We start from the raw sequence: 25925 nt of genomic DNA, 5'->3' as shown, positions 1-25925 counted from the left end.
CATTTCTCCGGAGCCGTCGCAGACCTATCTTGTCCGCATGACCGGGCGCCGCGATTGAGCGGCATGCCGGCGCAGACTACTCAGATAGGAAAATCCATGACCTTGAAGATCACCGCCGGCCCGGCCGAGAGATGGCTCGTGCTCTTGTCCGTATGCCTTGCTGCCATGACGATGCCCCTGACCTTCACCGGCCCGGCCGTCGCGCTCTCCCGCATCGCGGCCGATCTCGGCGGCAGCCCGATCGCACTCAATTGGGTGACCAACGCCTTCATGCTGACCTTCGCCGCCAGCCTGATGGCGGCGGGCGCTCTGGCCGATAATCATGGCCGCAAGCGGATCTTCCTCGTCGGCCTCGCCCTCTACATCCTCGCTTCGCTCGGCGCGATGCTGGCGCCCGACATCGCCTGGTTCGATATCTTCCGGGCCGCGCAAGGGCTCGGCAGTGCCCTGGCCTTCGCCGGCGGCGCCTCGGCACTTGCCCAGGAATTCGAGGGACCATCGCGGCTGCGCGCCTTCTCCTTTCTCGGCACCAGTTTCGGCATCGGGCTGGCCTTCGGCCCGATTGCCTCGGGCCTGCTCATCTCCGCATTCGGCTGGCGGTCGATCTTTGTTCTGGTCGTGGCACTCGCGGTTGCCTCGGCAATCCTTGGCCTGCGCACCATCAGGGAATCGCGTGACCCGGATGCGACCGGCCTCGACTGGGCGGGCGCCGGCACGTTCACCGTCGCGCTGGCCTCTCTGACCTATGGCGTGTTGCAGGCGCCGCAGAGCGGCTGGGCCGATCCTCTTGTGGTAACGCTTCTCGGCGTGGCCGTCCTTTGCTTTGGGCTGTTCGTCGTCGTCGAGCGGCACGTGCGCCGGCCGATGCTCGATCTCACCCTGTTTCGCTATCCGCGCTTCGTCGGCGTGCAGTTCCTGGCGGCGGCGCCCGCCTACGGCTTCGTCGTCCTGCTCGTGCTTTTGCCGATCCGCTTCATCGGCATCGAGGGGATGAGTGAAATCAAGGCCGGCCAATTGATGATCTGCCTCTCCGGACCGTTGCTGGTCCTGCCCTTGCTCGCAGGCCAACTGGCGCGCTGGATCGCTCCAGCCACGATCTGCGGCGTCGGCCTGCTCGTCGCGGCGGCCGGTTTGGTCTGGCTGAGCCTGACGCCATCGATCGGCGTCGCGCTGGTCGCGCCGCTGATCCTGATCGGCGTTGGCATCGCCTTGCCCTGGGGATTGATGGACGGGCTCGCCGTCAGCGTCGTGCCGACCGAGCGGGCCGGCATGGCGGTCGGCATCTTCAACACCACCCGTGTCGCTTGCGAGGGTGTGGCACTGGCCATCGTCATGGCGACGCTGTCAGGCTTCACCGCCGCGCAACTCGCCGCTCGAGGCGCTGTGTCTTCCAGCGATGCGGGCTCCGCGGCGCAATTGCTGGTGACCGGCAATGTCGGCGAGACCGCGCAACATTTGCCGATGGCCGGCGCCACCGTTCTGGTCGAGGCCTATGAAACGGCGTTCGACAGGCTGCTGATCGTGCTGGCGGCAATCACCATTGTCACCGCCCTCGTCGTCTTTCTCGGCCTGCGTCGCGGATCGGCGGCGGAACACGAGGTCGTGCCGCTGCCGGCCTGCCAGGAAGGGTAGGCATCAGCCATTTGCAGGACAGCTGGATATCAATGCACCTAGTCCAGTCTGTGCATCAGATCGTCATCAAGCCAGCGGCCGAAGAAATAGGCCAGCTGCTTGTGCCACCACGGCCAGTCGTGGCTGACGTCGCCACCCCAATAATCGACCCAGGCGGGAATGGATTTGTCGCGCAGGATCTGTTCCAGCTGGCGCGTATCGACCAGCATGCGCTCCTCCCAGGCGCCCTGCCCGCAGCAGAAGATCAGCCTGAGCGCCTTCAGCCGCGCCAGCAGTTTCGGGTCGACGATCCCTGGCAGATAATCGAGCGGCGAGTTGTAGAAGATGTCCCCGTCGAGCGCCTTGCCGAAGAAATCACGCGCCGAATAGACCCCCGACAGCGAGATGACGCCGCTGGCGAGTTCGGGAAAACGGAAGACGAAGTTCGAGGAATGGTAGCCGCCCATCGAACAACCTGAGAACAGCGGCTTCAGCCGCCGTCCGCCATTGGCCTGCGCGGCGGTTTCCTGAAATACCGGCAGCGCCTCCTCGCGTAGGTAGCGGAAATAGGCCTCGTGGCGGGCGATACGGTGCGCGGCATCGACATGCCTGGCGAAGAAGGATTCCGAATCGATGCCGTCGACGGTGAACAGCTGGATGCGGCCGGTGTCGATGAATTCGGCGAGCGCCCCCACCCCACCGGAATCCTCGAACTGGTAGAACCGGCCCTGCGAGGTCGGGAACACCACGACAGGCCGGCCGGCATGGCCGTAGCGCTTGTACTCCATGTCGCGGCCGAGATTGGGGGCGAAAGCCTTGTGATAGGATATGTCCATGGGCCTCAAGCCTTTTCCGCGTGGATATAGGCCACCGCCTCGCGCAGCTCCGCCTGATCCTTCGAGCGCATCTGGTAGGCGTAATTCCCCATGGCGCGGCTGAAAACCTCTTCTATTGGCTGATGATGGACGATCTTGTCGCGGTGCGCGGCTAGCACGTCCGCATGGCTGTGCAAATAGTCGAGGTGGCGCTTGCGGCTGGCATAGGCGGTGAAATACTTGCCCTCATAAGGGCCGCCGGCGGCGTCCTTGACCACCATGTCCGCCCACGCCGCGTAGACATCGATGTCGAACGTATAGTTGATAGCGTCGGTCATCCATGCGCCGGGCGGGCGCATGTTGACCTCCAGCGCGATGATACGGTCATCCCTGGTCTCGAACAGCTCGATGTGGAAAAAGCGTTCGCGCACGCCGAATGCTTTCAGGATCTTGCGGCCGGCCTCCTCGACGACAGGCCTGATCCGGGGAAAGCAGGTGTAACTCATGTGGCGGTCCTTGTTGACCACATCCATGACGCTCTGGTCGTAGCGGTGGCTGGCCGCCAGCACCACCTCGCCGTCGCGGTTGACCAGCCCGTCATAGGTCACCACCAGCCCCTCGATGAACTGCTCCATGACGAAGGTCACATCCTCCGGCTTGTCCCGGAAGAACTGGTCGAGCTCTTTCGCATTGGAGATCTTGAACGTGTTCGAAGCGCCGGAGCCTGAGTCCGGTTTGACCACCACGGGATAGCCGACGCGGCGGATGAAGGTCATGGCGCCGGCCCGGTCGGAACATTTGCGCTGTGCGATCGTCTCGACGCCGCTCTTGCGGAAAAAGGCGCGCATACGGCTCTTGCGCTTCAGATTCTTCACGAAATCGAGCTTGGTGCCGTAGATGTTGAAGTCTGTGCGGATGTTGGCTTCCAGTTCCAGCCAGTGCTCGTTGAGCGATTCGAACCGGTCGATGCGACCCCATTTGTGGATGAAATGCCCTATCGCCCGGAACACCGGCTCATAGTCCTCCATGTCGGCTACGCGGTAATATTCCGAAAGCGCTGCCTTCAGCTTGCTGTCCAGAGCGTCAAAGGGTGCGTCGCCAATGCCGAGCACCGTCGCGCCGGCCTTCTTCAGCCGGTCGCAGAAATCGGCGCCATTAGCGGGAAAATGCGGCGAGAAGAACACGAAATTCATGGACAACCCCCCTGCCGGCGGCACCCCGCCACCGGTCAAGTCTGGCGCATTTGCAGCGCGCGGGGAAGAGCACCCACGATAGGGATAAAATTCGGCCCCGCTTGCCTCCAACAGGTCGCTCCTGTATGAGAGCGGCCATGAACACGCGCGCCACCACCGCTTCCCGTCGGACCGGCTTTGCCGGCGAGACCGTGCGCGCGCTTGCCTCGACCCTGCTTCTTCTCGGCCTTATCGGCGATCGCCGGGTTCGCTGAAGGAGCGCCCGGCGGTCGAACCGCCGCGCAAGCGCATGCTCCTTGGCAAATCATATCAAGCGAACGAAATTCTGGTAAAGGCGCCGCTTGGCACCACATCCGCCTGAAAGGTGGACCCGCCAGCCGCCGGGAGAAACGACGATGAACGCACGAGAAGACATCCGCGCCAGCGAGGCCGCTACCGGCAAGCAAGGTGGCCGGGGCATGCCGGACGCAGCCCGAAAATATCAGCCCTACCCTACCGTCGGCCTCACCGACCGGACCTGGCCCTCGAAGGTCATCGACAAGGCGCCTATCTGGTGCTCGGTCGACCTGCGCGACGGCAACCAGGCGCTGATCGATCCGATGGGCCACGAGCGCAAGGCGCGCATGTTCGGCCTGCTGCTCGACATGGGCTTCAAGGAGATCGAGATCGGCTTCCCGTCGGCTTCGCAGACCGATTTCGATTTCGCCCGCTGGTGCATCGAGGAAGGCAATGTGCCGGCCGATGTGTCGTTGCAGGTGCTGGTACAGTGCCGGCCCGAACTGATCAGCCGCACCTTCGAGGCGCTGAAGGGCGCCACCAACCCGATCGTGCATTTCTACAACTCGACCAGCGAGTTGCAGCGCCGTGTCGTCTTCGAGAAAGATGTCGGCGGCATCAAGCGCATCGCCACCGACGCCGCCAAGATGATCACCGAGATGGCGGCCAAGGCCGGCGGCGGCTATCGCTTCGAATATTCGCCGGAGAGCTTCACCGGCACCGAACTCGAGGTCGCGCTGGAGATTTGCAACGCCGTCACCGAGATCGTCAGGCCGACGCCTGACAACAAGCTGATCATCAACCTGCCGTCGACGGTCGAGATGTCGACGCCCAACATCTATGCCGACCGCATCGAGTGGATGTGTCGCAATCTCGACAACCGCGAAAACCTGATCATCTCGCTACATCCGCACAATGACCGCGGCACCGGCATCGCCACGACCGAACTCGGCCTGATGGCCGGCGCCGATCGCGTCGAAGGCACGCTGTTCGGCAATGGCGAGCGCACCGGCAATGTCGACATCGTCACGCTGGCGCTCAACATGTACACGCAAGGCGTCGATCCCGGCATCGACTGCTCCGACATCAACCGGATGAAGGACGTCTACGAATATTCGAACCAGCTGAAGATTCCCGAGCGCCATCCCTATGTCGGCGAGCTCGTCTACACCGCCTTTTCCGGCTCGCACCAGGACGCCATCAACAAGGGCATGAAGGCCTTGAAGAAGGCCAACACGCCGCATTGGGAAGTGCCGTACCTGCCGATCGATCCCGCCGATGTCGGCCGCAGCTATGAGGCCATCATCCGCATCAACTCGCAGTCGGGCAAGGGCGGCATCGCCTATGTGCTGCAGGCCGATTACGGCCTTAATTTGCCGCGCAACCTGCAGATCGAGTTCAGCCAGGCGATCCAGGCGATCACCGACGCCGAAGGCAAGGAAGTGCCGGCAAAGCGTATTCATGACCGCTTCCTCGAAACCTATGTCGACCAGCCGGGCGCCCGGCTGAAATTCCTCGACCACCACACCTATCCGGATACCGAGGTGAAGGGCCGGCGCGTGGTCGAGGCGGTCATCCTCGACAATGGCAAGCAAATGACGATATCGGGCACCGGGACCGGCCCGATCGACGGCTTCGTCGATGCGCTGTCGCGCCATGTCGGCGTCGAGATGTCGGTGCTCGATTATTCCGAGCATTCGATGCAGCGCGGCTCGAATGCGTCGGCAATCTCCTATGTCGAGATGGAATATCCCGGCGGCAAGCTGTTCGGCGCCGGCATCAACACCAACATCGTCGCCGCTTCGCTGGAAGCGGTGACGTCGGCGGCCAACCGTATCGTCGGCCGCAAGGCGCGATAGCATCGGCGGTCGGCGGCGCGGGAGGCAGGAGCAGCTCCCCTCGCGCCGCCATTTTTTCAAGCCCGCACAAGGCTTTGGCCTCGACTGGCCTCCCACGACCATCCCGTGACCGACACCGGCCCGGACGTTAACCACCGGAAAAATATCCGGTGAGGTACGCGATCGCATAATGCGTGTATACTTGTATGGCGGTGCGGGCATTATATGATCCGTGCCTTAACCTGTGCCGACTTCGAGAGGATCGACACTTGCAGCATGCCACGCCTGCCGCCCCCGCAGTGCGCGAAACATTGGAGCGACTGCTTGCCAGCGAAACGTTCGGAAGATCCGAACGGGCACGCAAGCTGCTGCGCTATCTTGTCGAGCGCGAACAGGCAGGCGAAGCCGATAGGCTCAAGGGCTTTTCCATCGCCATGGATGTCTTTGGCAAGGATGGCGATTTCGATCCTTCCACCGACGCGGTGGTGCGGGTTCAGGCCGGCCGGCTGCGCGACTTGCTGCAGCAGTATTTTGCCAATGAAGGTGTTGCCGAGCCTGTCCGCATAGCCATTCCGCGCGGCGGCTATGTCCCGGCCTATGAGCTCAATGCAATCCGCTTGCCGGAGACGTCCCAGTCCGCCATCCAGAACGGAGCGGCGGCGGCGGCTCCATCGGCGCAACGCGACACTGCCGAAAGTGCCATTCCGGCCGCTGCCTTGCCGGCACCGATGGTCGCGCCGGAGCCGTCGGTGGCACGTCACCTTAGATTTTTCTGGATGGCGATCGCCGTTGTCATCGCCATGCTTGGCGTTTTGATCCTGCGTCAGGGCAGCGGTGCGCTGCTGGCAGGCGGCGACCTTGCGGCCACGCTCGAGACCGCGGGCCTGACCGGCAGCGTCGCGTCGTCCAGCGAGGACTTGCCGCTCGTCTACATCGCCGTCAAGGCCAGCGGCACGGATGCCAGCCGTGTCGCCGCAACGCTGCGCGCCGGCCTGAGCGGCTTCGATACGATCGACTTCATCGGTCGCGACACGGTCGACACGACCGATCCGGTCACCAATGCCACGAGCTTCATCTTCGACATTCTGCCTGGACCGGATACGGGTGACATCACGATCGAACTGCAGAGCGTGGCGACCGGACGGGTGCTTTTGTCGCGCAACCTGACCGCCGCCGACAGCGCACCGACCGCGGTCGAGAGCCGTATAGCCGGCATCTTGACGTCCGCTCTTCCCGATTCCGGCACGATCTACAGCTATCTCGAACAGAGCGGCATACAAGCCGGCCTGACGCAGTGCCTGTTGTTCAACGGCAAATACTATCTCGACCAGAACGCCAGGACCCACGAGGCCGCCTATCGCTGCCTCGAAAACCTCGCCGAAAACGGCGCCAAATCGTCGCTGGTTTATTCCGAGCTCGCTTCGTTGCAGCTCGAGGCCGTGAACGACCACTACGCCTACCCGCCGGATGCGACGATCGACAAGGCGCTTACATTTGCCCACCGCGCCGTGCAGATGGGACCGACCAGCCCCAACGCGCATCGCGCCTATGGCTACATCTATTCGCGACTTGGCAATGCCGACGAGGCGCTGCGCTGGATGCGCAAGGCCTACGATCTTAACCACTATGATATAGCCATGGCTGCCGCCTACGGCTACGGACTGATTTTCGCCGGCCGGTATGCCGAGGGGACGCCGATCCTGGCCCATGCCGTGGACGCCTCCAGCGGTCATCCGACATGGTGGGATTTTGGACTTTTCGCCGGCGAACTCATGCTGGGCGACACGAACAAGGCGGCGATCGCCAGTTCCTCTTTGAGAACAACCGCAACGAAATCGCACTATCTTGCCGCCCGGCTGATCGGCGCCAAGATCGCCGGTCAGGACAATCTGGCGCGCAAGCTGCTCGACGAGCTGAACGCCAAATTTCCGAAATTCGCCGCCAATCCGCGCGCCACCTTCGTTGACCGAAAATATCCGGCCGATCTGACCGAGCGCTTGGTCGGCGCGTTACGCGCCGCCGGACTCGGCAGCGCTGGCTAACGCCAAGCGATATCCACGGCTTGTCCCGCTGACCATTGTCGATTTCGTACGCACCGATCACCGAATATCGGTCAGCTGGCGAGTTCTGTCGTCAACCGTACAAATCGCGAAAATTTTACTGGCCATCGCGCAGGACGAGGCGCAATCCAGCCACAATTGACCGTGGTCTCGCGTTTCTCATAGCCCTGCAACAAGTCCCCAGCTTCATGATTTCATCGCTTCATGCCACCGAACAAGGTGCCGGTTCGAAGACCATCGTTCTACTGCATGGTTTCGGCGGCTGCCACGATATTTGGCACGAAGTGGTCCCGTCGCTGTCGCCTGCCGCTCGCACACTCGCTTATGACTTGCCGGGGCACGGGCAGTCGCTCGATTTCCCCGGCGCCGGCCCGGCCAAGGTGGCGGCAAGGGCCGTCCTGGCCGATCTCACCGCGCGACCTCTGAAGCGCGTTCATCTGGTGGGCCACTCGATGGGCGGCGCGGTGGCGGCGTTGATGGCGCTGGCCGAGCCCCAGAAGGTGGCGTCGCTGACGCTTCTGGCGCCTGGCGGCTTCGGCGCGGAGATCAACGGTCCGCTGTTGCGCCGCTTTGCCGCCGCAAGGCGCCCACCCGACATCCGGGCGTGCCTCGTCGCGATGTCGGGACCACTGACGCGGCCCATCGATCACACCGTGGACGCCCTTGGGGACATGCGCGAGCGACCCGGCCAAGTGGAGAAACTCATCGAGATTGCTGCCGCCATGACCAGCGACGACCGGCAGGGCGTCATCCCGCGCGACCGGTTGGAAACGCTGGCCATGCCGGTGATGGTGGTATGGGGCAGCGACGACTCTGTGCTGCCCTTTACCCACACGGATAATCTGCCCGCGCAATTTCACGTGCACCACGTGCTGGGAGCTGGCCATATGCTGATCGAGGAGGCGCCCGATCTGGTCGCCACGATCATCCAGCGCAACATGAACCGCCACGCCAGGCCCTTGCGCCCGAAACTCGCCGCGACCGGTTGACACGTCCCGCGCGACCGCGCCCGGACGCCTCCCCCGCCTTGATCTCGCCAGTGCATTTTGCCGGCGGCTGTGTTAACTGCATGTTAACCAAACCCGCGAGGCCGACGCCGATGAAGGACGCAGGCGAGAAGATCGATCCATCAAGCAAACTGTCCGACGCCATCCGTGACGTGAAGAACGCCTTCGCTGACCGCGACGATGTCGTCGTCGACATGCGCGAGGCGCACCGCATGCGCCTCGACCTCCTGGCCGCGGACCTCGCACCCGTCTTTGCCGACGTTCCGGCCGACATGGACAATTTCGACTTTGTCGTCTCCTCCGGGCTACAGCCGCGCCTGTGGATCGACGCCGTCAGCCATGTCGCGATGGGGCGCGACCGCCGCACCTACCGCTTCCTCAAGGACACACGCGTTGGCCGGGTCGTGCTTGCCGAATCGACCGAGATGAAACCTGTCGCCGATTCCGTGACGCGTTATGTCGCCGAGCGCATCGTCGAACGCCAGAGGATGATGGAGGGTGGCGTCGAGCCGGCGGTCGCCGGCATGAGACGCGCCAAGGTCGCGGAAGCCGAGCCGCCGCTGCGAGCGTCGACGCAAGGCAGGGGCTGGTCGGCCTTCCTGTCCGGCCTTGGGCTGATCGCCGCCGGCGGACTGGTTGGTCTCGCGGTGTCGGCTGCGCTGTTCTGGGACCGCCTCGCGGCCATGGTTCTCAACTGGCGGCCATAGCCGCGTCGGCCTCGACACCGAGCTCCAGGGTCTGCAGATCGGCAGGCGGTAGGGACGGCCCGGTCAAGCCGCGCCGCGTCAGGTGGATACGCCAGTTTCCCTTTTCGCCGTCGATCTCGAACAGATTGTACTGCGCGGCGGGATGTTTGCCGCCTGGCGCCTGGCCGGCGGCGGCGACGCCGACGAACGGGACCTTCGCACCGCGGAGTCCAATCTGGAACAGCGACGGCAGATGTGAATGGCCGTGCAGCACAAGCTCCGCGCCGTGACGGCGGATGATCTTGTGAAAGCGGGCTATGCCGAACAGCCGCTTGTGCTGGGAGACCGCGCCCCGCACCGGGGGGTGATGGATCATGATGGCGCGGAACAGCCCCTGCTTTGCCGTGCTCTCGAGGATCTTGCCGAGCCGAGCCGCCTGCTCCTCCATGAAGAAACCATTGGCCATGAAAGGCGCCGTGGCGCGCGCCGTCGAGACGCCGATCAGCGCGACGTTGCCGCGCACGCGCAGATAGGGGAAGGCATTGCGGTCGACCGGCGTGTTGACACCGTCGCCGCTCATCCACGCCGCCCATGACCGGCAGATCTTGTCGAAGGCACCGGGCACATAGGCATCATGGTTTCCCGGCACGACCGAAACATCATGCGGCGGCCCCAGCGTCTCGAGCCAGTGTTTGGCCATCTCGATCTCGCCGTCGAGCGCCAGGTTGACGAGGTCGCCGGTGACGGCGAGATGGTCCGGGTTTTGCGCCTTGATGTCAGTGACGATGGCGTCGATGACGGCATCGTGCATGTGGCGGCGGCGATTGCGCTGCCAGTTGACGTAGCCGAGCACGCGCTTGGACGCGAGATCGCGATAGGATACATCGGGGAGCGGCCCCAGATGGACATCGGAAATATGCGCGAGCCTGAACATTCCTCCTTCATAGGCGACGTGCACGCGGCTTTCCACCCACGGTTTCGCTACTGATGGCGAGCGACGAGGAGGCTCCGTTCCGCCAGACCGGCTGGGCGGGTTCGAGGGCCCGGCTGTTCCATCTCTCTTTCGTGCTGCGGCGGCCGATGACGCTCGGTGTGCGCGGCCTGATCCACGATGCCGCCACCAAGTCCGTCTTCCTCATCCGCCATACCTATGTGCCCGGTTGGCAGCTTCCCGGCGGCGGCGTCGAGGTCGGCGAGACTCTGGCCGAGGCGCTGGCGCGCGAACTTTACGAGGAAGGCAACATCCAGATCACGGACGCGCCGATTCTCAAATCGATGCATTTCAACCGCCGTGCCAGCCGGCGCGACCATGTCGGCTTCTACCTCGTCGAGCATTTCAGCCACACCGCACCGAAACTGCCCGACCATGAAATCGCAGAGGCCGGCTTCTTCCCGCTCGATCGCTTGCCGGAAGGCACGACGCCGGCAACGCTGCGGCGGATCGCTGAGGTTTTTAGGGGCGAGCCGGCATCGGCTTACTGGTAGGTCAGGCTGCAGCCTTCCTGAACCGCCCCCGATCATGCCGCGCACCATAGTCGAGCGCCGGCCCGACCGGTATGATCCGGGTCGGATTGATGATCGCGTGGCTGCCGTAATAATGCGCCTTGATGTGGTGCAGGTTCACCGTCTCGGCGACACGAGGCACCTGATAGAGGTCGCGCAGATAGTTCGACAGGTTCGGATAGTCGGCGATGCGGCGCAGGTTGCACTTGAAATGGCCGACATAGACCGGGTCGAAGCGCACCAGAGTGGTGAACAGCCGCCAGTCGGCCTCAGTAATGCGGTCACCAACCAGATAACGTTGCCTGGAAAGGCGATCTTCCAGCGCATCGAGCGTCGAAAACAGCTCGCCGAACGCCTCCTCATAGGCCGTTTGCGTGGTGGCGAAACCGGCGCGATAGACGCCATTGTTGATGGCGGGATAAACCAGCGCGTTGATTGCGTCGATCTCGCCACGCAAGGCTTCCGGGTAGAAATCGAGGCTGGCATCACCCCATTCGTCGAAGGCCGAATTGAGCATCCGAATGATCTCGGAGGATTCGTTGGAGACGATAGTCTGTTCCTTTTTGTCCCATAGCACCGGCACCGTCACCCGGCCCGAATAGGCCGGATCGGCCCTGGTGTAGATCTGGTGCAGGAAGTCGAGGCCGTAGAGCGTGTCCCCTGTCGCGCCGTCCTCGGCCAGGAACGTCCAACCATCAGCACCCATGAAATGGTGCACCACCGATACCGAAATAATGGCGTTCAGCTTCTTCAGCGCGCGAAAGATCAGCGTCCGGTGCGCCCAGGGACAGGCGAGCGAGACATAGAGGTGATAGCGGCCGGGCTCCGCCCTGAAGCCGCGGCTGCAGCCTTCGACCGGTGTGCCGTCGCGCGTGATCCAGTCGCGCCACTGCGACTGCGCCCGCACGAACTTGCCGCCACTGTTTTTCGTGTCGTACCAACGGTCCTGCCATTTGCCATCGACGAGCAATCCCATGAATTGTCCTTTCGCGTTTCCCGTCATGTAAGGCGCGATGCGGCAAGGCGGAAATCATCCAGGGCTGAACAGATCGTCAATCGGTAGGACCAGCGAAGCCGTCGATTGCGGCGGGCGAAAATTGATGCTAGCGGACACTCCGCATGTTCGACTTTGCCTTGATCCGGTTTGACCGACGACGAAAGGGCGCCCGCGCTTGATGAAGCGCTGACTGGCGAACGCTGCCGTTTGCAGCAACCTTTCCTCCTCTACCGGAACGCAACGACCATGAGCCTTGCCGACGTGAAGTACCTGCCGGAAACTCCGGCGCACGATCCTGAAATCGAAGCCATCAACGACGAGGCCTTCGGCCCCGGCCGTTTCGTGCTGGCCGCCTACAAGATCCGCGAGGCCGGCGGCCACGAGCGCGCGCTGTCCTTTGTCGCGGTCGACGGCGACCTCGTCGTCGCCTCGGTGCGTATGACGCGCATTGCGGCCGGTGCCGGCCGGGCGCTGATGCTCGGGCCGCTCGCGGTGCGGCCCGCCTTCAAGAATCTCGGCATCGGCCGCCGGCTGGTGAAAATCGCGCTGGAAGCGGCCGCCAAGGCCGGTGCGCCCGCCGTGATGCTGGTCGGCGACGAGCCCTATTACGGGCCGCTCGGCTTCAAGCGCATTCCACGCGGCCAGATCTCGATGCCGAGGCCTGTCGACCTCGACCGCCTTTTGTCGCACGAGATCACGCCGGGCGCGGTTGCCAGGCTCATGGGCGAGGTCGGTCACGCCAGCCAGGCCAGGGTCGCCGAGCACGCCTAGGGCAGCTTCAGGAAGGTGAACGGGTTCCGCAGTTCGCCGTTTCTGCAAGACGGCGAACTGCTCCATCTTGACCTTGTCGGTCGATCCGGGCCTGATCCGTCCCTGTTTTCATAGAAAAGCCCATACTCACAGGAAGGATGACGCCATGACCCCCAACGGCCAGATCGCGATCGTGACCGGAGGCGGCTCCGGCCTCGGCGAGGCGACCGCTCGCGCGCTTGCCGCCAAAGGGGCCCGCGTCGCCATCCTCGATGTCGGCATCGAGCGCGCGGCCAAGGTTGCTGCCGAGATCGGCGGCATCGCCGTCCAGTGCGATGTTGCAAGTGCCGACAATGGCGCCGCCGCCCTCGCCGATGTCGCCGCCAGGCTGGGCGAGCCGCGCATTCTGGTCAATTGCGCCGGCATCGCCATCGGGGTGAAGACGATCGGCAAGGATGGACCCCATCCGCTTGACCAGTACCGCAAGGTTATCGAGGTCAATCTGATCGGCACCTTCAATATGATCCGCCTGGTTGCCGACCGCGCCGCGAAACTCGAGCCGCTGCAGGGCGGCGAGCGCGGCGTCATCGTCAACACCGCCTCGGTCGCCGCCTATGACGGGCAGATCGGCCAGGCGGCCTATTCCGCCTCCAAGGGCGGCGTGGTCGGCATGACGCTGCCGGTGGCGCGTGATCTCGCCCGTTCCGGCATCCGGGTCTGCACCATCGCGCCCGGCATCTTCAAGACGCCGATGATGGCCGGCATGCCGCAGGACGTGCAGGATTCGCTGGGCGCCGCCGTGCCCTTCCCGTCCCGCCTTGGCGAACCATCCGAATATGCCGCGCTTGCGCTGCACATTGTCGAAAACCAGATGCTGAACGGCGAGACCATCCGTCTCGACGGCGCCATCCGCATGGCGCCGAAATAGAGCGTGCGCCCAACGGCGCGAAATGCGGCGGGTGCCTCACCTTGCCAAGTTCGGCACGTCGGCCGATAAGTGGAATAGGAAAATCAACTTAGCAGGACGAGAACCTTGGGCGACCGGAAGAAGGATGTGATCCGCGAGACCGACGCCGAGGCGATCCGGTTGGCGAAAACGCTTCTGCGCAGCGCCCGCTTCGGCGCCCTGGCGGTGCTGGAACCAAGGACCGGATCGCCACTGGCGAGCCGGGTCGGCATCGCCACCGACATCGACGGCGCACCGCTTGTCCTGGTGTCGATGCTCGCGGCGCACACGTCAGCGCTGCTTGCCGATCCGCGCTGTTCCCTGCTGCTCGGCGAGCCCGGCAAAGGCGATCCGCTGGCGCATCCGCGGCTGACGCTGGCCTGCCAGGCATCGCGGCTGGAGCGCGGCTCGCAGGCGCATGCCCGTGCCGAGCGCCGCTATCTCAACCGCAATCCCAAGGCGAGCCTCTATGTCGGGCTCGGCGACTTTTCGATCTTTCGCCTTGAGCCGCAACACGCCAGCCTCAACGGCGGCTTCGGCAAGGCCTATCAGCTCGAACGGCTCGACCTTCTCACCATTGGGCCCATCATCGAGGAACTCGCCGGAAGCGAACAATCGGCCGTCGAGCACATGAATGCGGACCATCTCGACGCTATCGCCGTCTATGCCCGTCATTTCGCCAAGGCACCCGGCGGCGGCTGGACCATTGCCGGTTTGGACGCCGAAGGCATCGATCTGGTGTCGGGGGACAATACTTGCCGGGTATTTTTTCCACAACCTTTGATAACGGTGTCGGAACTGCGTCCCGTTCTGGTTGCCATGGCCAGGGCCGGCAGGGCCGCATCGGAGGTATAAGACGCGACTAAATTGCATTTGATCAAAAGCAACGCTTGAGATTTGAAAGAAATGTTCTAGGCTTGGATGTGGTGCTGACTCGTCGGCACCTTCACAAGTGAATTTATGGATTCAGGCACCATTGCCCCCATGGCGCCTCGATGAGCAAACAGCATGGGGCATCAATGGTCTCGACAAAGCTAATCGCCAACGCCGAATCGGCTGCCGAATTTCTGATGCTGATGGGCAACGAAAAACGGCTGTTGATCATGAGCTATCTGATCGACGGTGAAATGTCGGTCGGCGCCATCGCCGAAAAGGTGATGCTCAGCCAATCCGCTCTCTCGCAGCACCTGGCCAAGTTGCGGGCGCTCGACATCGTGGACACCCGGCGCGATCGTCAGATGATCTACTATTCCTGCAAATCCGATGCGGTGCGCGAACTGCTCACCATGCTGGATGGCATTTTCGGCAGCGGCAAGGAAGATCTGTCCCAGATGGCGCAGAGGTTGCGCCGCGCCGGGACTTGACCGCACGCTGCCGCGGCCGCTTACCTCGCTGACGATCTCCGGAGCGTGGCTCGTGTGTCTTTCCCGGCACACGAGCCACGCTCTTTATTGTTGAGCGGGACATGATTGTTGAGCGGGACATGGACCCAATACGCATTGACGATCCACGCGACCCGCGTGTCGCTGCCTATCTCGATATCCGCGAGCGCGATCTGGCGGGCCGGCAAGGCCGTTTCGTCGCCGAAGGCAAGGTGGTGCTCGACCTGCTTTTGTCGTCGCGCCGCTTCAGCGCCGAATCCATCCTGATCCTGGAAAACAGGCTTGGCGGCCTGGAGGACATGCTGCGCAAGGCACAAGCGGACCTGCCGGTCTACGTCGTCGCCGGTGCGGTGATGGACGCGATTGCCGGATTCCATATGCATCGCGGCATCCTGGCCATCGGCCGCAAGGAAGCACCGCACCCGGCCGCCTCATTGCTGGATGCCTTGCCCGCCCAAGCTCTGGTCGTCGTGCTTGTCGGCATCGCCAACCATGACAATATGGGTTCGATCTTCCGCAATGCCGCCGCTTTCGGCGCCGACGCGGTGCTGATGGACACGACATGCTGCGACCCGCTGTACCGCAAGGCGATCCGGGTTTCGGTCGGCGCCGCGCTCAAGATCCCTTTCGCGTCCTTCACCGACACGGCGGAATTCACGGCGGGTCTCGATCGGCGGGGCTATGACCAGTTCGCACTGTCACCGCGCGGCCGGATCGACATTCGGGAGGCACCGCGCGGCGAGCGGCTGGCGCTCTACCTCGGCACCGAGGGTGAAGGCCTGCCCGAAAGCCTGCTTTCCCGCTTGCAAACGGTACGGATCACCATGTCGAAAGGCTTCGACAGCTTGAACGTCGCTGCCGCCTCGGCCATTGCCCTGCATCATTTCTCGCACTGACGATGATTTGAGTGCGATGAAGGCGGCTAGCCCGCACCGCGTCAGTCGGCTTCTGCTTTCTGCAAGGCGCGCACGCGGTCGGCGAGGCTGCGGTCATGGCCGGCGGAGCGGTTTTCCTGCGGTGCCGCCAGCGCCTTGGCGATCTGCGAATCAGGGCCCTCGAGCTTGGCAGTCAGATGGACGACCTCCGCAGCCAGTTCGTTCATCTGCTCACGCAGCGCGGCGCCATTGCCATTCGTCAAGCCCAACGATGCCGCGGCGCCGAGGTCCGCCTTCAGGCGCTTGTTCTCACGCGCCAGCGCCATAAGCCTGGCCTCCAGCCGCTCGCGGTCGCCGTCGAGCCTGGCAATCGCCCGGTCCACGTCGTCGCGCTTGCCGGCCTCGTCGTGCCGACCCGCTTCATCGGGCTTGCCGACCAGCCGCAAGGCCGATGCGCCGTCCTCGGCTTTCGCTTTTTCCCGCAACCGCGCCAACTCCTTTTCGCGCCGATCAAGCTTGTCCTCACGGTCGGCGAGCGTTGCGAGCAGCCGCTCGACCTTCTTGTCGAGTTCGGCGGCCCTTCTCCTCTCGGCCTTCAGGCCGTCGCGTGCGGCCTTGCTTTCGGCCGCGATCTCCTGGCTGCGCCGGTCCGCTTCCTTGCGCTGGCCGCGCAGCAGCGAGATGTCGCTGGCGAGCTTCTGCAATTCGGATTCGCGGGCCACGAGCTCGATCTGGCGGCTGCTGGAGGCAAAACTGGCATCGTCATACATGTGCTCCAGCTTCTCGATATCGAGCGCCCGCCTTTCCAGTTTTCGTTCGGTTTCCTTGAGCCGCTCCGAAAGCTGATGCAGTTCTTCTTCGCGCTGCCGCAACGCTTCGCTCTTGGCGCCGAGTTCGGCGAGCGCATGGTTCTTGTCCGTGCGCTCGACCGCCAGCCCCTTCAGCGCCTCGTGGCCGCGGTTGATCTCGACGAGTTGTTCGGCCACTTTCTCGCGCAACGTCTTGACGTTGATTTCAAGTCGGCGCGTCGACATGGCGTACTCGGCCCGGATCCGGTCCTTGTCGGCTTGGATTTCAGCTCGCGTCAGCGGGATGGAGGCTTCGATGCGCCTGCGGGTCAGGGCGACGGCACGCCGCCAGACGGCCGGAGCCACCATCAGCGCCAGAAAGCCGGCACAGAGAAAGCCAAGGGCAAAGAACAGGACCGACTGAACCAAAGGACTACCCGTTATCGACGACAACTTGGAAGGCTGGACTGTGCCATCTTGGCATGGCGGAAATCCGGCACCGCGGCAAGGGCTTGCCGCGGCTCATTCGGGTCGTGGCTCGGGAATCCGGTCGAACGGTCCACGTCTTCATCATCGGACAGATCAGAACGGGTTCCAGGTCGCCCGCTCGGTCAGTTTCAAGTAGCCGAGATTGACGCCGAGCCGGGCGCCGACGCCGGTACGGATCGGCACCAGCAGCACATTGTTGTTCTTCAGCACGTTGAAGCCGACACCCGCCACCACATAGGCCGAACCGGCGACGCCGCCATAGCGATTGTAGAGATTGCCGACATCGTCGAGATTGTAGACTAGCATCATCACGCGTGACCCCTCGCCGCCGAAATCCCAGCCCAGCGACGGGCCTTGCCAGAACACTTTGTGATCGCCGGCATTCTTGGTGTAGAGCGTGCCTTCGCCATAGGTCAGGCCGCCGATCAGCGCACCGGATCCCTCCTCGCCGAGCAGATAGCCGTTAGGCAAACCGTAGGAGGCGAAAATCTTCTCCACGACCGTGGCCAACCCGCCCGACGTCGCGCCGAAGAACTTGTGGCCGGAATCGACAATCTCCTGAGCGGTGTACTCCTGGGCCCGCAAGGGCGATGTCGTGAAGACGAGAACGCCCATGAGCGTGAACGCCATTGAGAGGGCACGGAGAAAACTCCGGTCATACAATCGGGAAAACATGCTTCCAATCTCCGTCATGAAGCACTTTCGCCGACGCCTCGCATCCGTACGGCTCTTTAGGCGGCCGTTAAGGATGACTGTTAGGGGCAAACTATGCCGTAATCCTTTTTCAACCATTAAACTCCCACATGAAGATGGCGGTTCGAAGGCTGTTTGGCCGCTCAAGGGGACACGCAGCCTGCGTGAATGCGCCATATGCCATGACGACAATTTGGATTTGTTGCTGCATGCGCGGGCGCTGTGTATTCAGAAAGCCTTGGGTTGAAGCGTGATTCGTGTGGGCAGGCGCGAAGATCGATCGCTCGGCCACGAACTGGAAGATTTTGCAGGGATTTCGCCGATGGCCGAACTGTTCACCCTTTCCGCTCCCGATCTGGCGGCGCTTTTGTGCAGCCGCGTCTGCCACGACATCATCTCGCCGGTCGGCGCGATCAATAACGGGCTTGAACTGCTCGACGAGGGCGGCGCCGACGAAGACGCCATGCGGCTCATCCGCCAGAGTGCAAAGAACGCCTCGGCTCGCTTGCAGTTCGCCCGGATCGCCTTCGGCGCCGCCGGTTCGGCGGGCATGATGATCGATACCGGAGATGCCGAGGCCGTCGCCATTGCCTTCCTCAAGAACGAAAAGCCCGAATTGGTCTGGAACGGAATCCGCGCGCTGCTGCCCAAGAACAAGGTCAAGCTGCTGCTCAACCTGCTCCTGGTCGCCAATGCCGCCATTCCGCGCGGCGGCAAGCTGGTGGTGACGCTCGAAAATCTCGAAACCGAGCCGCGTTTTTCGCTTTCGGCAAGCGGGCCGATGCTGCGTGTGCCGCCGAAATTCCTCGAACTGCATTCCGGTCACAAGCCGGAGGAGCCGATCGACGCTCATTCGGTGCAGCCCTATTACACGCTGCTGCTGGCCCGCGAGGCCAACATGACGATTTCGATCCATGCAACGGCTGAAGAAATAGTCCTTTCGGTGGTCTGAAATCGGCGCGGCAGCGCGACCGAACAAAGTTTTTCAATGTGAAATATTTTATTGATACGGCAATCGGGCGCGATGATCTTTGACACGCCGGCAACGTCGAAGCATCCGCAAGGAAAAATTAGCTAACGCATCTTTGCAAAAATTTTACCTAACGGCTTTTCAGCTTCTTTACCAGATCGGTCTAGGCTACGCCGCAGATGCCCCGCACGACCGGATTGTCCAAGGGCAAAGAGGACCCGGAAATGAAACGCTGCATGTTCGTCGACGATTCAAGCGTCATCAGGAAGGTTGCAAAACGCATCCTGGGCGGTTCCGACATGATGGTCATCGAGGCAGCCAGCGGGCTTGACGCACTGGAGATGTGCGCCGCCGACATGCCCGACATCATAGTCATCGATGGCGCCCTGCCGGACGTGCAGGCGATCGACCTCATCCGGCGCCTGCGCGCGATGGAAAGCCCGATCAAGCCGCAGATCCTGATCTCACTGGTCGAGCTCGATATCGCGTCGATCATGCGGGCCAAGCGCGCCGGCGCCCAGGGCTATCTGTTGAAGCCCTTTAATCGCCCGCAACTGCTCGAACGCTTTCGTGCTTTGAAGATCGCGGCCTGATCGGAAGCTACGCCAGGCAAACCGCGTGGCGGTCCGCCGCCTCGCGGTGCAAAAACAAATAATTATCAGTCCACAATGCAAAAACCCCCGAAGGTTGCGTCCAACTTTCGGGGGTCAGTTCACATGGCCAGGTTTTTTAAGAAACGCTCTGCCGGTCGCGCTCAGGCGCTGACGCGGATGTCTTCCGGTTCGCGCAGCACATAGCCGCGGCCCCAGACGGTCTCGATGTAGTTCTGGCCACCGGACGCGGCGTCGAGCTTCTTGCGCAGCTTGCAGATGAAGACGTCGATGATCTTCAGTTCCGGCTCGTCCATGCCGCCATAGAGGTGGTTGAGGAACATTTCCTTGGTGAGGGTAGTGCCCTTGCGCAGCGAGAGCAGCTCCAGCATCTGGTATTCCTTGCCGGTGAGGTGCACGCGCTGGCCACCGACCTCGACGGTCTTGGCGTCGAGGTTGACGACCAGATCGCCCGTGGTGATGACCGACTGGGCGTGCCCCTTGGAGCGGCGCACGATGGCGTGAATGCGCGCCACCAGCTCGTCCTTGTGGAACGGCTTGGTCATGTAGTCGTCAGCGCCGAAACCGAGGCCCCGTACCTTGTCCTCGATGCCGGCCATGCCGGAGAGGATCAGGATGGGCGTCTTTACCTTGGAAAGGCGAAGCGTTCTCAAGACCTCGTAGCCAGACATGTCTGGCAGGTTGAGGTCGAGAAGGATGATGTCGTAGTCGTAGAGCTTGCCCAGATCGACACCCTCTTCGCCGAGGTCTGTCGTATAGACGTTGAAACTTTCCGATTTCAGCATCAACTCGATGCTTTGTGCGGTTGCACTGTCATCTTCTATCAGCAGAACACGCATTTCATTCCCCTTTTCTGCCGCCGGACCATTTCACGACCCGTCCTGCCCCGGAGCAGTGGTTGCCTGGTATAGAGGCTGCCATCGAATGGTTAACAAAACCTAATTTCCCGTCCAATACGGTATCAGATTTTTTAACCCCTTTCTACACCCTCTTGAATCTAATAACGAATCACAGACCAAAATTCCTAATGCGACACATTAATAACCTGGACTAAGTGACTCCAGGGACTCATCGACGCGGCTTCGCTTCGGCGGCCGGAATTTTTACCCGGCCTTAAGCCCTGACACGTATGATTAACAATGCCCGTAAACGAATGGTTACCGTCGGCAAAAAACTTTAGGGTTTTGTTTCCTATAGTGCGGGGAAAGCCGGTGGATACGGGCAGCGCTTGGGCCTTTTCAAGTGGTTTGGACGATATGTGCGGGTGTGCGTTTCCGGGAGTACCGAATCATGAAGTCACGTGAAAACCTCGTTCGGCTGAAACAGTTTCAAGTGAATGAGAAGCGTCGCCAGATGCTGCAACTCGACATGATGATCGCCGAGTTCGAGCGCATGGCCGTCGAACTGGAGCTTCAGATCACCGCCGAGGAAAAGAAAGCCGGCATCACAGATATCAATCATTTCGCCTATCCGACCTTCGCCAAGGCCGCGCGCCTGCGCCGCGACAATCTCAGGAACTCGCAAGGCGACCTCGCCCAGCAGCGAAGCGCCGCCGAATCATTACTCGGCGAAGCTGAAGCGGAGCTTTCCAAGGCTGAGATGCTGGAATCGCGCGATACCAAGATTCGCGAAGCCGAAACCGGTGGCCGCAGCGCCATGATCGGCTGAACCAGCCGACATCGGCGCTGTTTGGCGCGCGCACAAGCGCACATCCTGTCGGGCGACAGCCTGAATTCCGGCGCCGGCGGCCGCCACGAAAGCGCAGGTGGCACGCAAGACCTAGGCAGCCCAGTCCACCTCGTTTCCGGCGATCGCCCTTGCGCGGGCATCCTTGATATCGGGCGCATGCTGCTCCGCCCATGATCTGATCTGGGTAAGCAGTCCCGCCAGGTTGAGGCCGAGCTCGGTCAGTTCATATTCGACGCGCGGCGGAATGACCGGATAGACCTCTCGCCGCACCAGGCCATCACGCTCCAGCACACGCAAGGTCTGGGTCAGCATCTTGGGCGTGATGCCTTCGAGCTTGCGGGCAAGCACGCCATTGCGCTGCCGGCCGTTGCGCAGCGCGCAGACCACCAGGTAGACCCATTTGCTGGCCAGCATCTCCAAAACGGTATGCGACGGACATGTCCGCCGGAACGCGTCGTAGCCGAGGGGGGAGTCGCAATCAGTATCCATGAGGTGCCTATATATCAAAAAGGTACATACTGGACAATAGGCCCTTACTCTCCAAATGATAGTGGCGCTAATCAAGCAGGAGAGATTTCATGCGTGCCGTAACCCAGAATTCCGTTGGCGGGCCCGACGTTCTTGTCACCGCCGAATTGCCCGATCCCACACCGAAGGCCGGCGAGGTGCTGGTCCGCGTCAAGGCGGCCGGCATCAATCCGGTCGATGGCGCGGTGCGCGCGGGCAGCTATCCGCTGCTCGGCGAGCCACCCTTCATCCTTGGCTGGGATATTTCGGGGACGGTCGAGGCACTGGGCGCCGGCGTCACCAGCTTCAAGGTCGGCGACGAAGTGTTCGGCATGCCGCGCTTCCCCAAGCAGGCCGCGGCCTACGCCGAACTGGCGGCCGTGCCGGCCGATGAGATCGCGCTGAAGCCGACGCGGGCGGACCACATCCAGGCCGGCGCATTGCCGCTGGCCGGTCTCACCGCCTGGCAAGGTCTTGTCCGCCATGGCGGACTGAAATCAGGCCAGCGCGTGCTGGTGCACGCCGGAGCTGGCGGCGTTGGCCATCTGGCCGTGCAGATCGCCAAGGCGCGTGGTGCTTACGTCGTCGCCACGGCCAGCCCGGGCAAGCTCGACTTCGTACACAAGCTCGGCGCCGATGAGGTGATCGACTACACCAAGGGTGATTTCACCAGCCAGATCAGGGATATCGACCTGGTGCTGGAGCCGGTGGGCGGCGACCATGCCGATCGCTCGCTGAAGGTGCTGAAGCCCGGCGGCGTGCTGGTGTCATTGCTCGACGTCAGTGACGCCACCCGCCCCGACGCCAGTTCGCGCGATATCAGGGTCGAGCGCATGTCGGTCGTGCCCGACCGCGAGGGCCTGCTTGAGCTCGCCGGATTGATCGACGCGCAAAAGCTTGCGGTCCACGTGGCCAGGACTTTTCCGCTCGGCCGGGCGGGAGCCGCCCACGCCTTTCTCGCCACCAAGCCGATCGGCAAGGTAGCGCTGACGGTCTGAGCGGCGACGCCGAAAGCAAAAGGGCGCGGCATGCCGCGCCCTTCTATCGTGCTGAGACCGGCCTAGTGCCGGTATTGCTGGATGCGCGTGGTGCGCAGCCCGGCAAGGCCGTATTCGTCGATCGACGCTTGCCAGGACAGGAATTCCTCCGTGGTCAGCTTGTAGCGCTGGCATGCCTCTTCAAGGCTCAAAAGTCCGCCGCGCACCGCTGCAACCACTTCCGCCTTGCGCCGGATAACCCAGCGACGCGTGTTCGTCGGCGGCAGATCGGCAATCGTAAGAGGGCTGCCGTCAGGCCCGATAACGTATTTGACTCTAGGTCTAACCAGATCGGTCATCGTACTCTCTACAAAAAACTCAAGACCCAATCCCCGCCACGTTACCGCCACAGCTTTAAAAATTGCCTAAGCAGACCCTAATGACTAGGTAAGGATCGTGAACGCCGCGTTAGTCTTTTAGCGGGCATTTGAAATATCCGGCTGGAAACCCTGTTTTAGCCGGAAGGAATGTACCCACTCACAGCGTTCGCCATACGCCGCGGTCGTCCTGCAAGCTGGCGCCGCATGAAAGCTTGACCTATATTCTCGACATTGGCATTTGAGCTGCCGCAGAATGAAAGCACCATGAACAGTCTCGACCTTCCCAGACGTCCCGAAGAGACCCGCATTGTCGTCGCCATGTCGGGCGGCGTCGATTCATCCGTGGTCGCCGGCCTGTTGAAGCGCGAGGGCTATGATGTCGTCGGCGTCACCTTGCAGCTCTATGATCATGGCGCGGCAACGCATCGGGCCGGATCATGCTGCGCCGGCCAGGACATCGACGATGCCCGCCGCGTCTCCGAGACGCTGGGTATTCCGCATTATGTGCTCGACTATGAGGAGCGGTTCCGCAAGGCGGTCATCGATCCCTTCGCCGAGAGCTATGTCGCCGGCGAAACACCCATTCCTTGCGTTTCCTGCAACCAGACGGTCAAATTCGCCGATCTTCTGGCCACGGCCAAGGATCTCGGCGCCGACGCGCTGGCCACCGGCCATTACATCCGCTCCGGGGCCAATGGCGCCCACCGCGCCCTCTACCGGCCGGTCGACGCCGACCGCGACCAGAGCTATTTCCTGTTCGCCACCACGCAGGCGCAGATCGATTATCTGCGCTTTCCGCTCGGCGGCCTGTCGAAGCCGCAGGTTCGCGCCATCGCCGAGGAGATGGGGCTGACGGTCGCCGCCAAACAGGACAGCCAGGACATCTGCTTCGTGCCGCAGGGCAAATATTCCGACATCATAGCCAAGCTGAAGCCGGCTGCCGCCAACCCGGGCGACATTGTCCATATCGACGGCCGCGTGCTCGGCCGCCACGAGGGCATTCTGCGCTACACGATCGGCCAGCGCCGTGGCATCGGCATCGCGTCCGGCGAGCCGCTCTATGTCGTCCATCTGGACGCTGAGCGCGCCCGTGTCGTGGTCGGCCCGCGCGAAGCGCTGGAGACGCACAAGATCTATCTGCGCAACATGAACTGGTTGGGAGACGCCGCGCTCGCCGATGTGCCTGCCGGCGGCATCGAGCTGTTCGCCAAGGTGCGCTCGACCAGGCCGCCACGGCCGGCCATGCTGCGCCACGAGGCAGGCGTGACCTCGGTCGAGCTGGCCGATGGCGAATCGGGCATCGCGCCCGGACAGGCCTGCGTGCTCTATTCCGACGACGGCAATGAGGCCCGCGTCTTCGGCGGCGGCTTCATCGTGCGCTCAGAGCGCGGCGCCGAAGCCGAAGCGATGCTGAGCCGGCTCGCCGAAAAGCCGGCGCAAATTCCCGCCGAGTAGCTCTCCCTGCCCGTCGCACCAGAGGTACGACGCGGCCCTCCCTCAGGATGTGGATTTGGTGTGAGTGACGGTGCCGGCCGTCAGGATGCGCAGCACCCTGATCGCCTCCTCGCCGCTGGTGCGTGGTTCGGCGCGCGTCCCGATGCACTGGATGAAATGCTCCAGTTCGCGCGTCAGCGGCATGCCCTGGGCAACCGCGACATAGGACGGCTCGTTGGTGGTGAACGCCCACTGGCCGCTGTCCTGCCACACCGCGTGGCGGTAGACAGCGAGCTTGCGCTCCCATGGCTCGACGTCGTCGAACACCGCCATCGCCTTGGTGCCGACCACGGTCAGCCGCCGCTCGCGATAGGGGTTGAGCCGCGACGTGAAAAGATGGCTGCGCAGGCCGTTGGGAAAGCGCATATGCAGATGCGCGAAATCGCTGAGATTGTCGAGGAGTGCCGCCCCCTCGCCGCGCACCTCGATCGGCTCGGTGCCGGTGATGGCCAGGATCATCGACAGATCGTGCGGCGCGAGGTCCCATAGCGCATCGTTCTCGGTATGGAACTTGCCGAGCCCCAGCCGGTGCGAATGGATGTAGCGGACCTCGCCGAGCTCGCCCTTGTCGATCAGGCCTTTGAGCGTCTCGAAGGCAGGATGGAAGCGCAGGACATGGCCAACCATGTAGACGCGGCCATTGTCCTTGGCCGCCCGCACCGCGCGCTCGGCATCCGGCACCGTCAGCGCGATCGGCTTTTCCACCAGCACGTCCTTGCCGTTCTCGACGGCGCGCACGGCAAGATCGGCATGGAACTGCGGCGGCAAGGCCATGATGATGGCGTCGATGTCATCGCGGACGAACAGCTGGTCCGGCGCGATCGCCAGGCAGTCCTGTTCGCTGGCGAAACCTTCGGCGCGGGCACGATTGGTGTCGGAAACCGCGTGCAACGCGCCGAGCGCCTTGAGGGTGCGGATGTGGTTGGAGCCCCAGTATCCGCAACCGAGGACTGCAATGCGCGGCTTCATCTGTTTCAAACTCTAAAAACTCGTGGCCGAGACATAGCGACGTGCCCCGTCGAACTCAACCCCGGCGGCTACAAGCAGGTGTTCGCGCGGCAAAGCTTTTCTCCATGGAGAATATGCGCCGATATCGAATGCATCGAAGCTTGACAGGCTCGCCCTCCCAACCTTATATCCGCGCGACCTTGGCGAACGCCTCGAAATGCCTTTCGATTTAAGGCGGATTTCGGGCTTGTCGCCGCCCTGGCGGGGTAGCTCAGTTGGTTAGAGCACGGGAATCATAATCCTGGGGTCGGGGGTTCAAGTCCCTCTCCCGCTACCAAAATCCATTCTGTACGGCCCGGTGAGATGGGTAACAGTTCGTACCTAAGACATGGGTGACAATCTCGTGCCGAACGGATTGTCGATGGTCTGCAAGGTTCTCT

General features: G+C 62.8%; 26 protein-coding genes and 1 tRNA gene. 17 read left to right on the top strand and 10 right to left on the bottom strand.

Annotated features, from left to right (window positions below; all coding sequences use genetic code 11):
- Positions 1-96 precede the first annotated feature (96 nt).
- Positions 97-1632, top strand: coding sequence for an MFS transporter (locus tag FJ941_RS08840; protein WP_140504828.1), 1536 nt, complete (start codon positions 97-99; stop codon positions 1630-1632).
- 38 nt (positions 1633-1670) lie between these two features.
- On the opposite strand, the gene FJ941_RS08835 is transcribed toward FJ941_RS08840, so the two are convergent.
- Together FJ941_RS08835 and FJ941_RS08830 are read right to left on the bottom strand one after the other, a co-directional pair.
- Positions 1671-2447: an alpha/beta hydrolase-fold protein gene (locus FJ941_RS08835; protein ID WP_140504826.1), complete on the bottom strand. Its 777-nt coding sequence runs from the start codon at positions 2445-2447 to the stop codon at positions 1671-1673.
- Positions 2448-2452: 5 nt separating this feature from the next.
- Positions 2453-3619, bottom strand: a complete 1167-nt coding sequence (locus FJ941_RS08830; protein ID WP_140504824.1) for an ATP-grasp domain-containing protein — start codon at positions 3617-3619, stop codon at positions 2453-2455.
- Positions 3620-4014: 395 nt separating this feature from the next.
- Between FJ941_RS08830 and leuA the strand changes: the two genes are divergently transcribed.
- The 4 genes from leuA to FJ941_RS08805 all read left to right on the top strand — a co-directional run bounded on the left by leuA (position 4015) and on the right by FJ941_RS08805 (position 9507).
- Positions 4015-5754 carry a 2-isopropylmalate synthase gene (leuA, locus tag FJ941_RS08820; protein WP_140504820.1) on the top strand — a complete coding sequence of 580 codons (1740 nt, stop codon included), beginning with the start codon at positions 4015-4017 and terminating at the stop codon, positions 5752-5754.
- Between the two features lie 248 nt (positions 5755-6002).
- Positions 6003-7775 (top strand): tetratricopeptide repeat protein, encoded by a 1773-nt coding sequence (locus FJ941_RS08815; protein ID WP_140504818.1) that lies wholly within the window; start codon positions 6003-6005, stop codon positions 7773-7775.
- Between the two features lie 206 nt (positions 7776-7981).
- Positions 7982-8782, top strand: a complete 801-nt coding sequence (locus FJ941_RS08810; protein ID WP_140504816.1) for an alpha/beta fold hydrolase — start codon at positions 7982-7984, stop codon at positions 8780-8782.
- A gap of 110 nt (positions 8783-8892) precedes the next feature.
- A complete protein-coding gene (locus FJ941_RS08805) occupies positions 8893-9507 on the top strand; it encodes a hypothetical protein (protein WP_140504814.1) in 615 nt (204 codons plus the stop codon).
- On the opposite strand, the gene FJ941_RS08800 is transcribed toward FJ941_RS08805, so the two are convergent.
- Positions 9491-10420 (bottom strand): metallophosphoesterase, encoded by a 930-nt coding sequence (locus FJ941_RS08800; protein ID WP_140504812.1) that lies wholly within the window; start codon positions 10418-10420, stop codon positions 9491-9493. The genes FJ941_RS08805 and FJ941_RS08800 overlap by 17 nt on opposite strands.
- Positions 10421-10473: 53 nt before the next feature.
- On the opposite strand from FJ941_RS08800, the gene FJ941_RS08795 reads away from it, so the two are divergent.
- Entirely contained in the window at positions 10474-10971 is a 498-nt protein-coding gene (locus FJ941_RS08795; RefSeq protein WP_140504810.1) for an NUDIX domain-containing protein, read from the top strand.
- Between the two features lies 1 nt (position 10972).
- Here the strand turns inward: FJ941_RS08795 and FJ941_RS08790 are convergent, their stop codons facing one another.
- A complete protein-coding gene (locus FJ941_RS08790; protein ID WP_140504808.1) occupies positions 10973-11965 on the bottom strand; it encodes a glutathione S-transferase family protein in 993 nt (330 codons plus the stop codon).
- A 267-nt stretch (positions 11966-12232) separates the two neighbouring features.
- On the opposite strand from FJ941_RS08790, the gene FJ941_RS08785 reads away from it, so the two are divergent.
- From FJ941_RS08785 to FJ941_RS08765, 5 genes are all read left to right on the top strand, one after another.
- Complete coding sequence (locus tag FJ941_RS08785) at positions 12233-12757, top strand: N-acetyltransferase (protein WP_140504806.1); 525 nt, start codon at positions 12233-12235, stop codon at positions 12755-12757.
- Positions 12758-12902: 145 nt separating this feature from the next.
- The gene (locus FJ941_RS08780) at positions 12903-13664 is read left to right on the top strand and encodes a 3-hydroxyacyl-CoA dehydrogenase (protein WP_140504804.1); all 762 of its coding nucleotides are present in this window, start codon (positions 12903-12905) and stop codon (positions 13662-13664) included.
- Between the two features lie 105 nt (positions 13665-13769).
- Complete coding sequence (locus FJ941_RS08775) at positions 13770-14537, top strand: HugZ family protein (RefSeq protein ID WP_140504802.1); 768 nt, start codon at positions 13770-13772, stop codon at positions 14535-14537.
- A 164-nt stretch (positions 14538-14701) separates the two neighbouring features.
- The gene (locus FJ941_RS08770; protein ID WP_027146391.1) at positions 14702-15046 is read left to right on the top strand and encodes a metalloregulator ArsR/SmtB family transcription factor; all 345 of its coding nucleotides are present in this window, start codon (positions 14702-14704) and stop codon (positions 15044-15046) included.
- Between the two features lie 119 nt (positions 15047-15165).
- A complete protein-coding gene (locus tag FJ941_RS08765) occupies positions 15166-15960 on the top strand; it encodes an RNA methyltransferase (RefSeq protein WP_140504800.1) in 795 nt (264 codons plus the stop codon).
- A 41-nt stretch (positions 15961-16001) separates the two neighbouring features.
- On the opposite strand, the gene FJ941_RS08760 is transcribed toward FJ941_RS08765, so the two are convergent.
- Both FJ941_RS08760 and FJ941_RS08755 read right to left on the bottom strand, forming a co-directional pair.
- Complete coding sequence (locus FJ941_RS08760) at positions 16002-17156, bottom strand: hypothetical protein (RefSeq protein WP_140504798.1); 1155 nt, start codon at positions 17154-17156, stop codon at positions 16002-16004.
- 153 nt (positions 17157-17309) lie between these two features.
- Complete coding sequence (locus FJ941_RS08755) at positions 17310-17846, bottom strand: EipA family protein (protein WP_245262388.1); 537 nt, start codon at positions 17844-17846, stop codon at positions 17310-17312.
- A gap of 385 nt (positions 17847-18231) precedes the next feature.
- Between FJ941_RS08755 and FJ941_RS08750 the strand changes: the two genes are divergently transcribed.
- Both FJ941_RS08750 and FJ941_RS08745 read left to right on the top strand, forming a co-directional pair.
- Entirely contained in the window at positions 18232-18861 is a 630-nt protein-coding gene (locus FJ941_RS08750; protein WP_027146387.1) for a histidine phosphotransferase family protein, read from the top strand.
- A gap of 242 nt (positions 18862-19103) precedes the next feature.
- Positions 19104-19472, top strand: a complete 369-nt coding sequence (locus FJ941_RS08745) for a response regulator (RefSeq protein ID WP_140504796.1) — start codon at positions 19104-19106, stop codon at positions 19470-19472.
- A gap of 161 nt (positions 19473-19633) precedes the next feature.
- On the opposite strand, the gene ctrA is transcribed toward FJ941_RS08745, so the two are convergent.
- Positions 19634-20329, bottom strand: a complete 696-nt coding sequence (gene ctrA, locus FJ941_RS08740) for a cell cycle two-component system response regulator CtrA (RefSeq protein WP_006203583.1) — start codon at positions 20327-20329, stop codon at positions 19634-19636.
- Positions 20330-20780: 451 nt separating this feature from the next.
- On the opposite strand from ctrA, the gene FJ941_RS08735 reads away from it, so the two are divergent.
- The gene (locus FJ941_RS08735) at positions 20781-21158 is read left to right on the top strand and encodes a flagellar export protein FliJ (RefSeq protein WP_027146385.1); all 378 of its coding nucleotides are present in this window, start codon (positions 20781-20783) and stop codon (positions 21156-21158) included.
- Between the two features lie 111 nt (positions 21159-21269).
- Here the strand turns inward: FJ941_RS08735 and FJ941_RS08730 are convergent, their stop codons facing one another.
- Positions 21270-21668: a helix-turn-helix domain-containing protein gene (locus tag FJ941_RS08730; RefSeq protein ID WP_140504794.1), complete on the bottom strand. Its 399-nt coding sequence runs from the start codon at positions 21666-21668 to the stop codon at positions 21270-21272.
- Between the two features lie 89 nt (positions 21669-21757).
- Between FJ941_RS08730 and FJ941_RS08725 the strand changes: the two genes are divergently transcribed.
- On the top strand, positions 21758-22684 hold the full coding sequence (locus tag FJ941_RS08725) for an NADP-dependent oxidoreductase (protein ID WP_140504792.1): 927 nt from the start codon (positions 21758-21760) through the stop codon (positions 22682-22684).
- A 62-nt stretch (positions 22685-22746) separates the two neighbouring features.
- Here the strand turns inward: FJ941_RS08725 and FJ941_RS08720 are convergent, their stop codons facing one another.
- Positions 22747-23022 carry a DUF1153 domain-containing protein gene (locus tag FJ941_RS08720; RefSeq protein WP_006203587.1) on the bottom strand — a complete coding sequence of 92 codons (276 nt, stop codon included), beginning with the start codon at positions 23020-23022 and terminating at the stop codon, positions 22747-22749.
- Between the two features lie 285 nt (positions 23023-23307).
- Between FJ941_RS08720 and mnmA the strand changes: the two genes are divergently transcribed.
- Entirely contained in the window at positions 23308-24498 is a 1191-nt protein-coding gene (gene mnmA, locus FJ941_RS08715; protein WP_140504790.1) for a tRNA 2-thiouridine(34) synthase MnmA, read from the top strand.
- A 42-nt stretch (positions 24499-24540) separates the two neighbouring features.
- Here mnmA and FJ941_RS08710 read toward each other — a convergent pair whose 3' ends face one another.
- Positions 24541-25506, bottom strand: coding sequence for a Gfo/Idh/MocA family oxidoreductase (locus FJ941_RS08710; protein ID WP_140504788.1), 966 nt, complete (start codon positions 25504-25506; stop codon positions 24541-24543).
- A gap of 239 nt (positions 25507-25745) precedes the next feature.
- Here FJ941_RS08710 and FJ941_RS08705 point away from each other — a divergent pair.
- Positions 25746-25822: transfer RNA gene (locus tag FJ941_RS08705), tRNA-Met, on the top strand.
- The last annotated feature ends 103 nt before the right edge of the window (positions 25823-25925 follow it).

Origin of the sequence: Mesorhizobium sp. B2-3-13 (assembly GCF_006442195.1) — a bacterium.
In the GTDB taxonomy this organism is placed as follows: domain Bacteria; phylum Pseudomonadota; class Alphaproteobacteria; order Rhizobiales; family Rhizobiaceae; genus Mesorhizobium; species Mesorhizobium salmacidum.
This window is presented reverse-complemented; position numbering and strand designations above follow the sequence as displayed.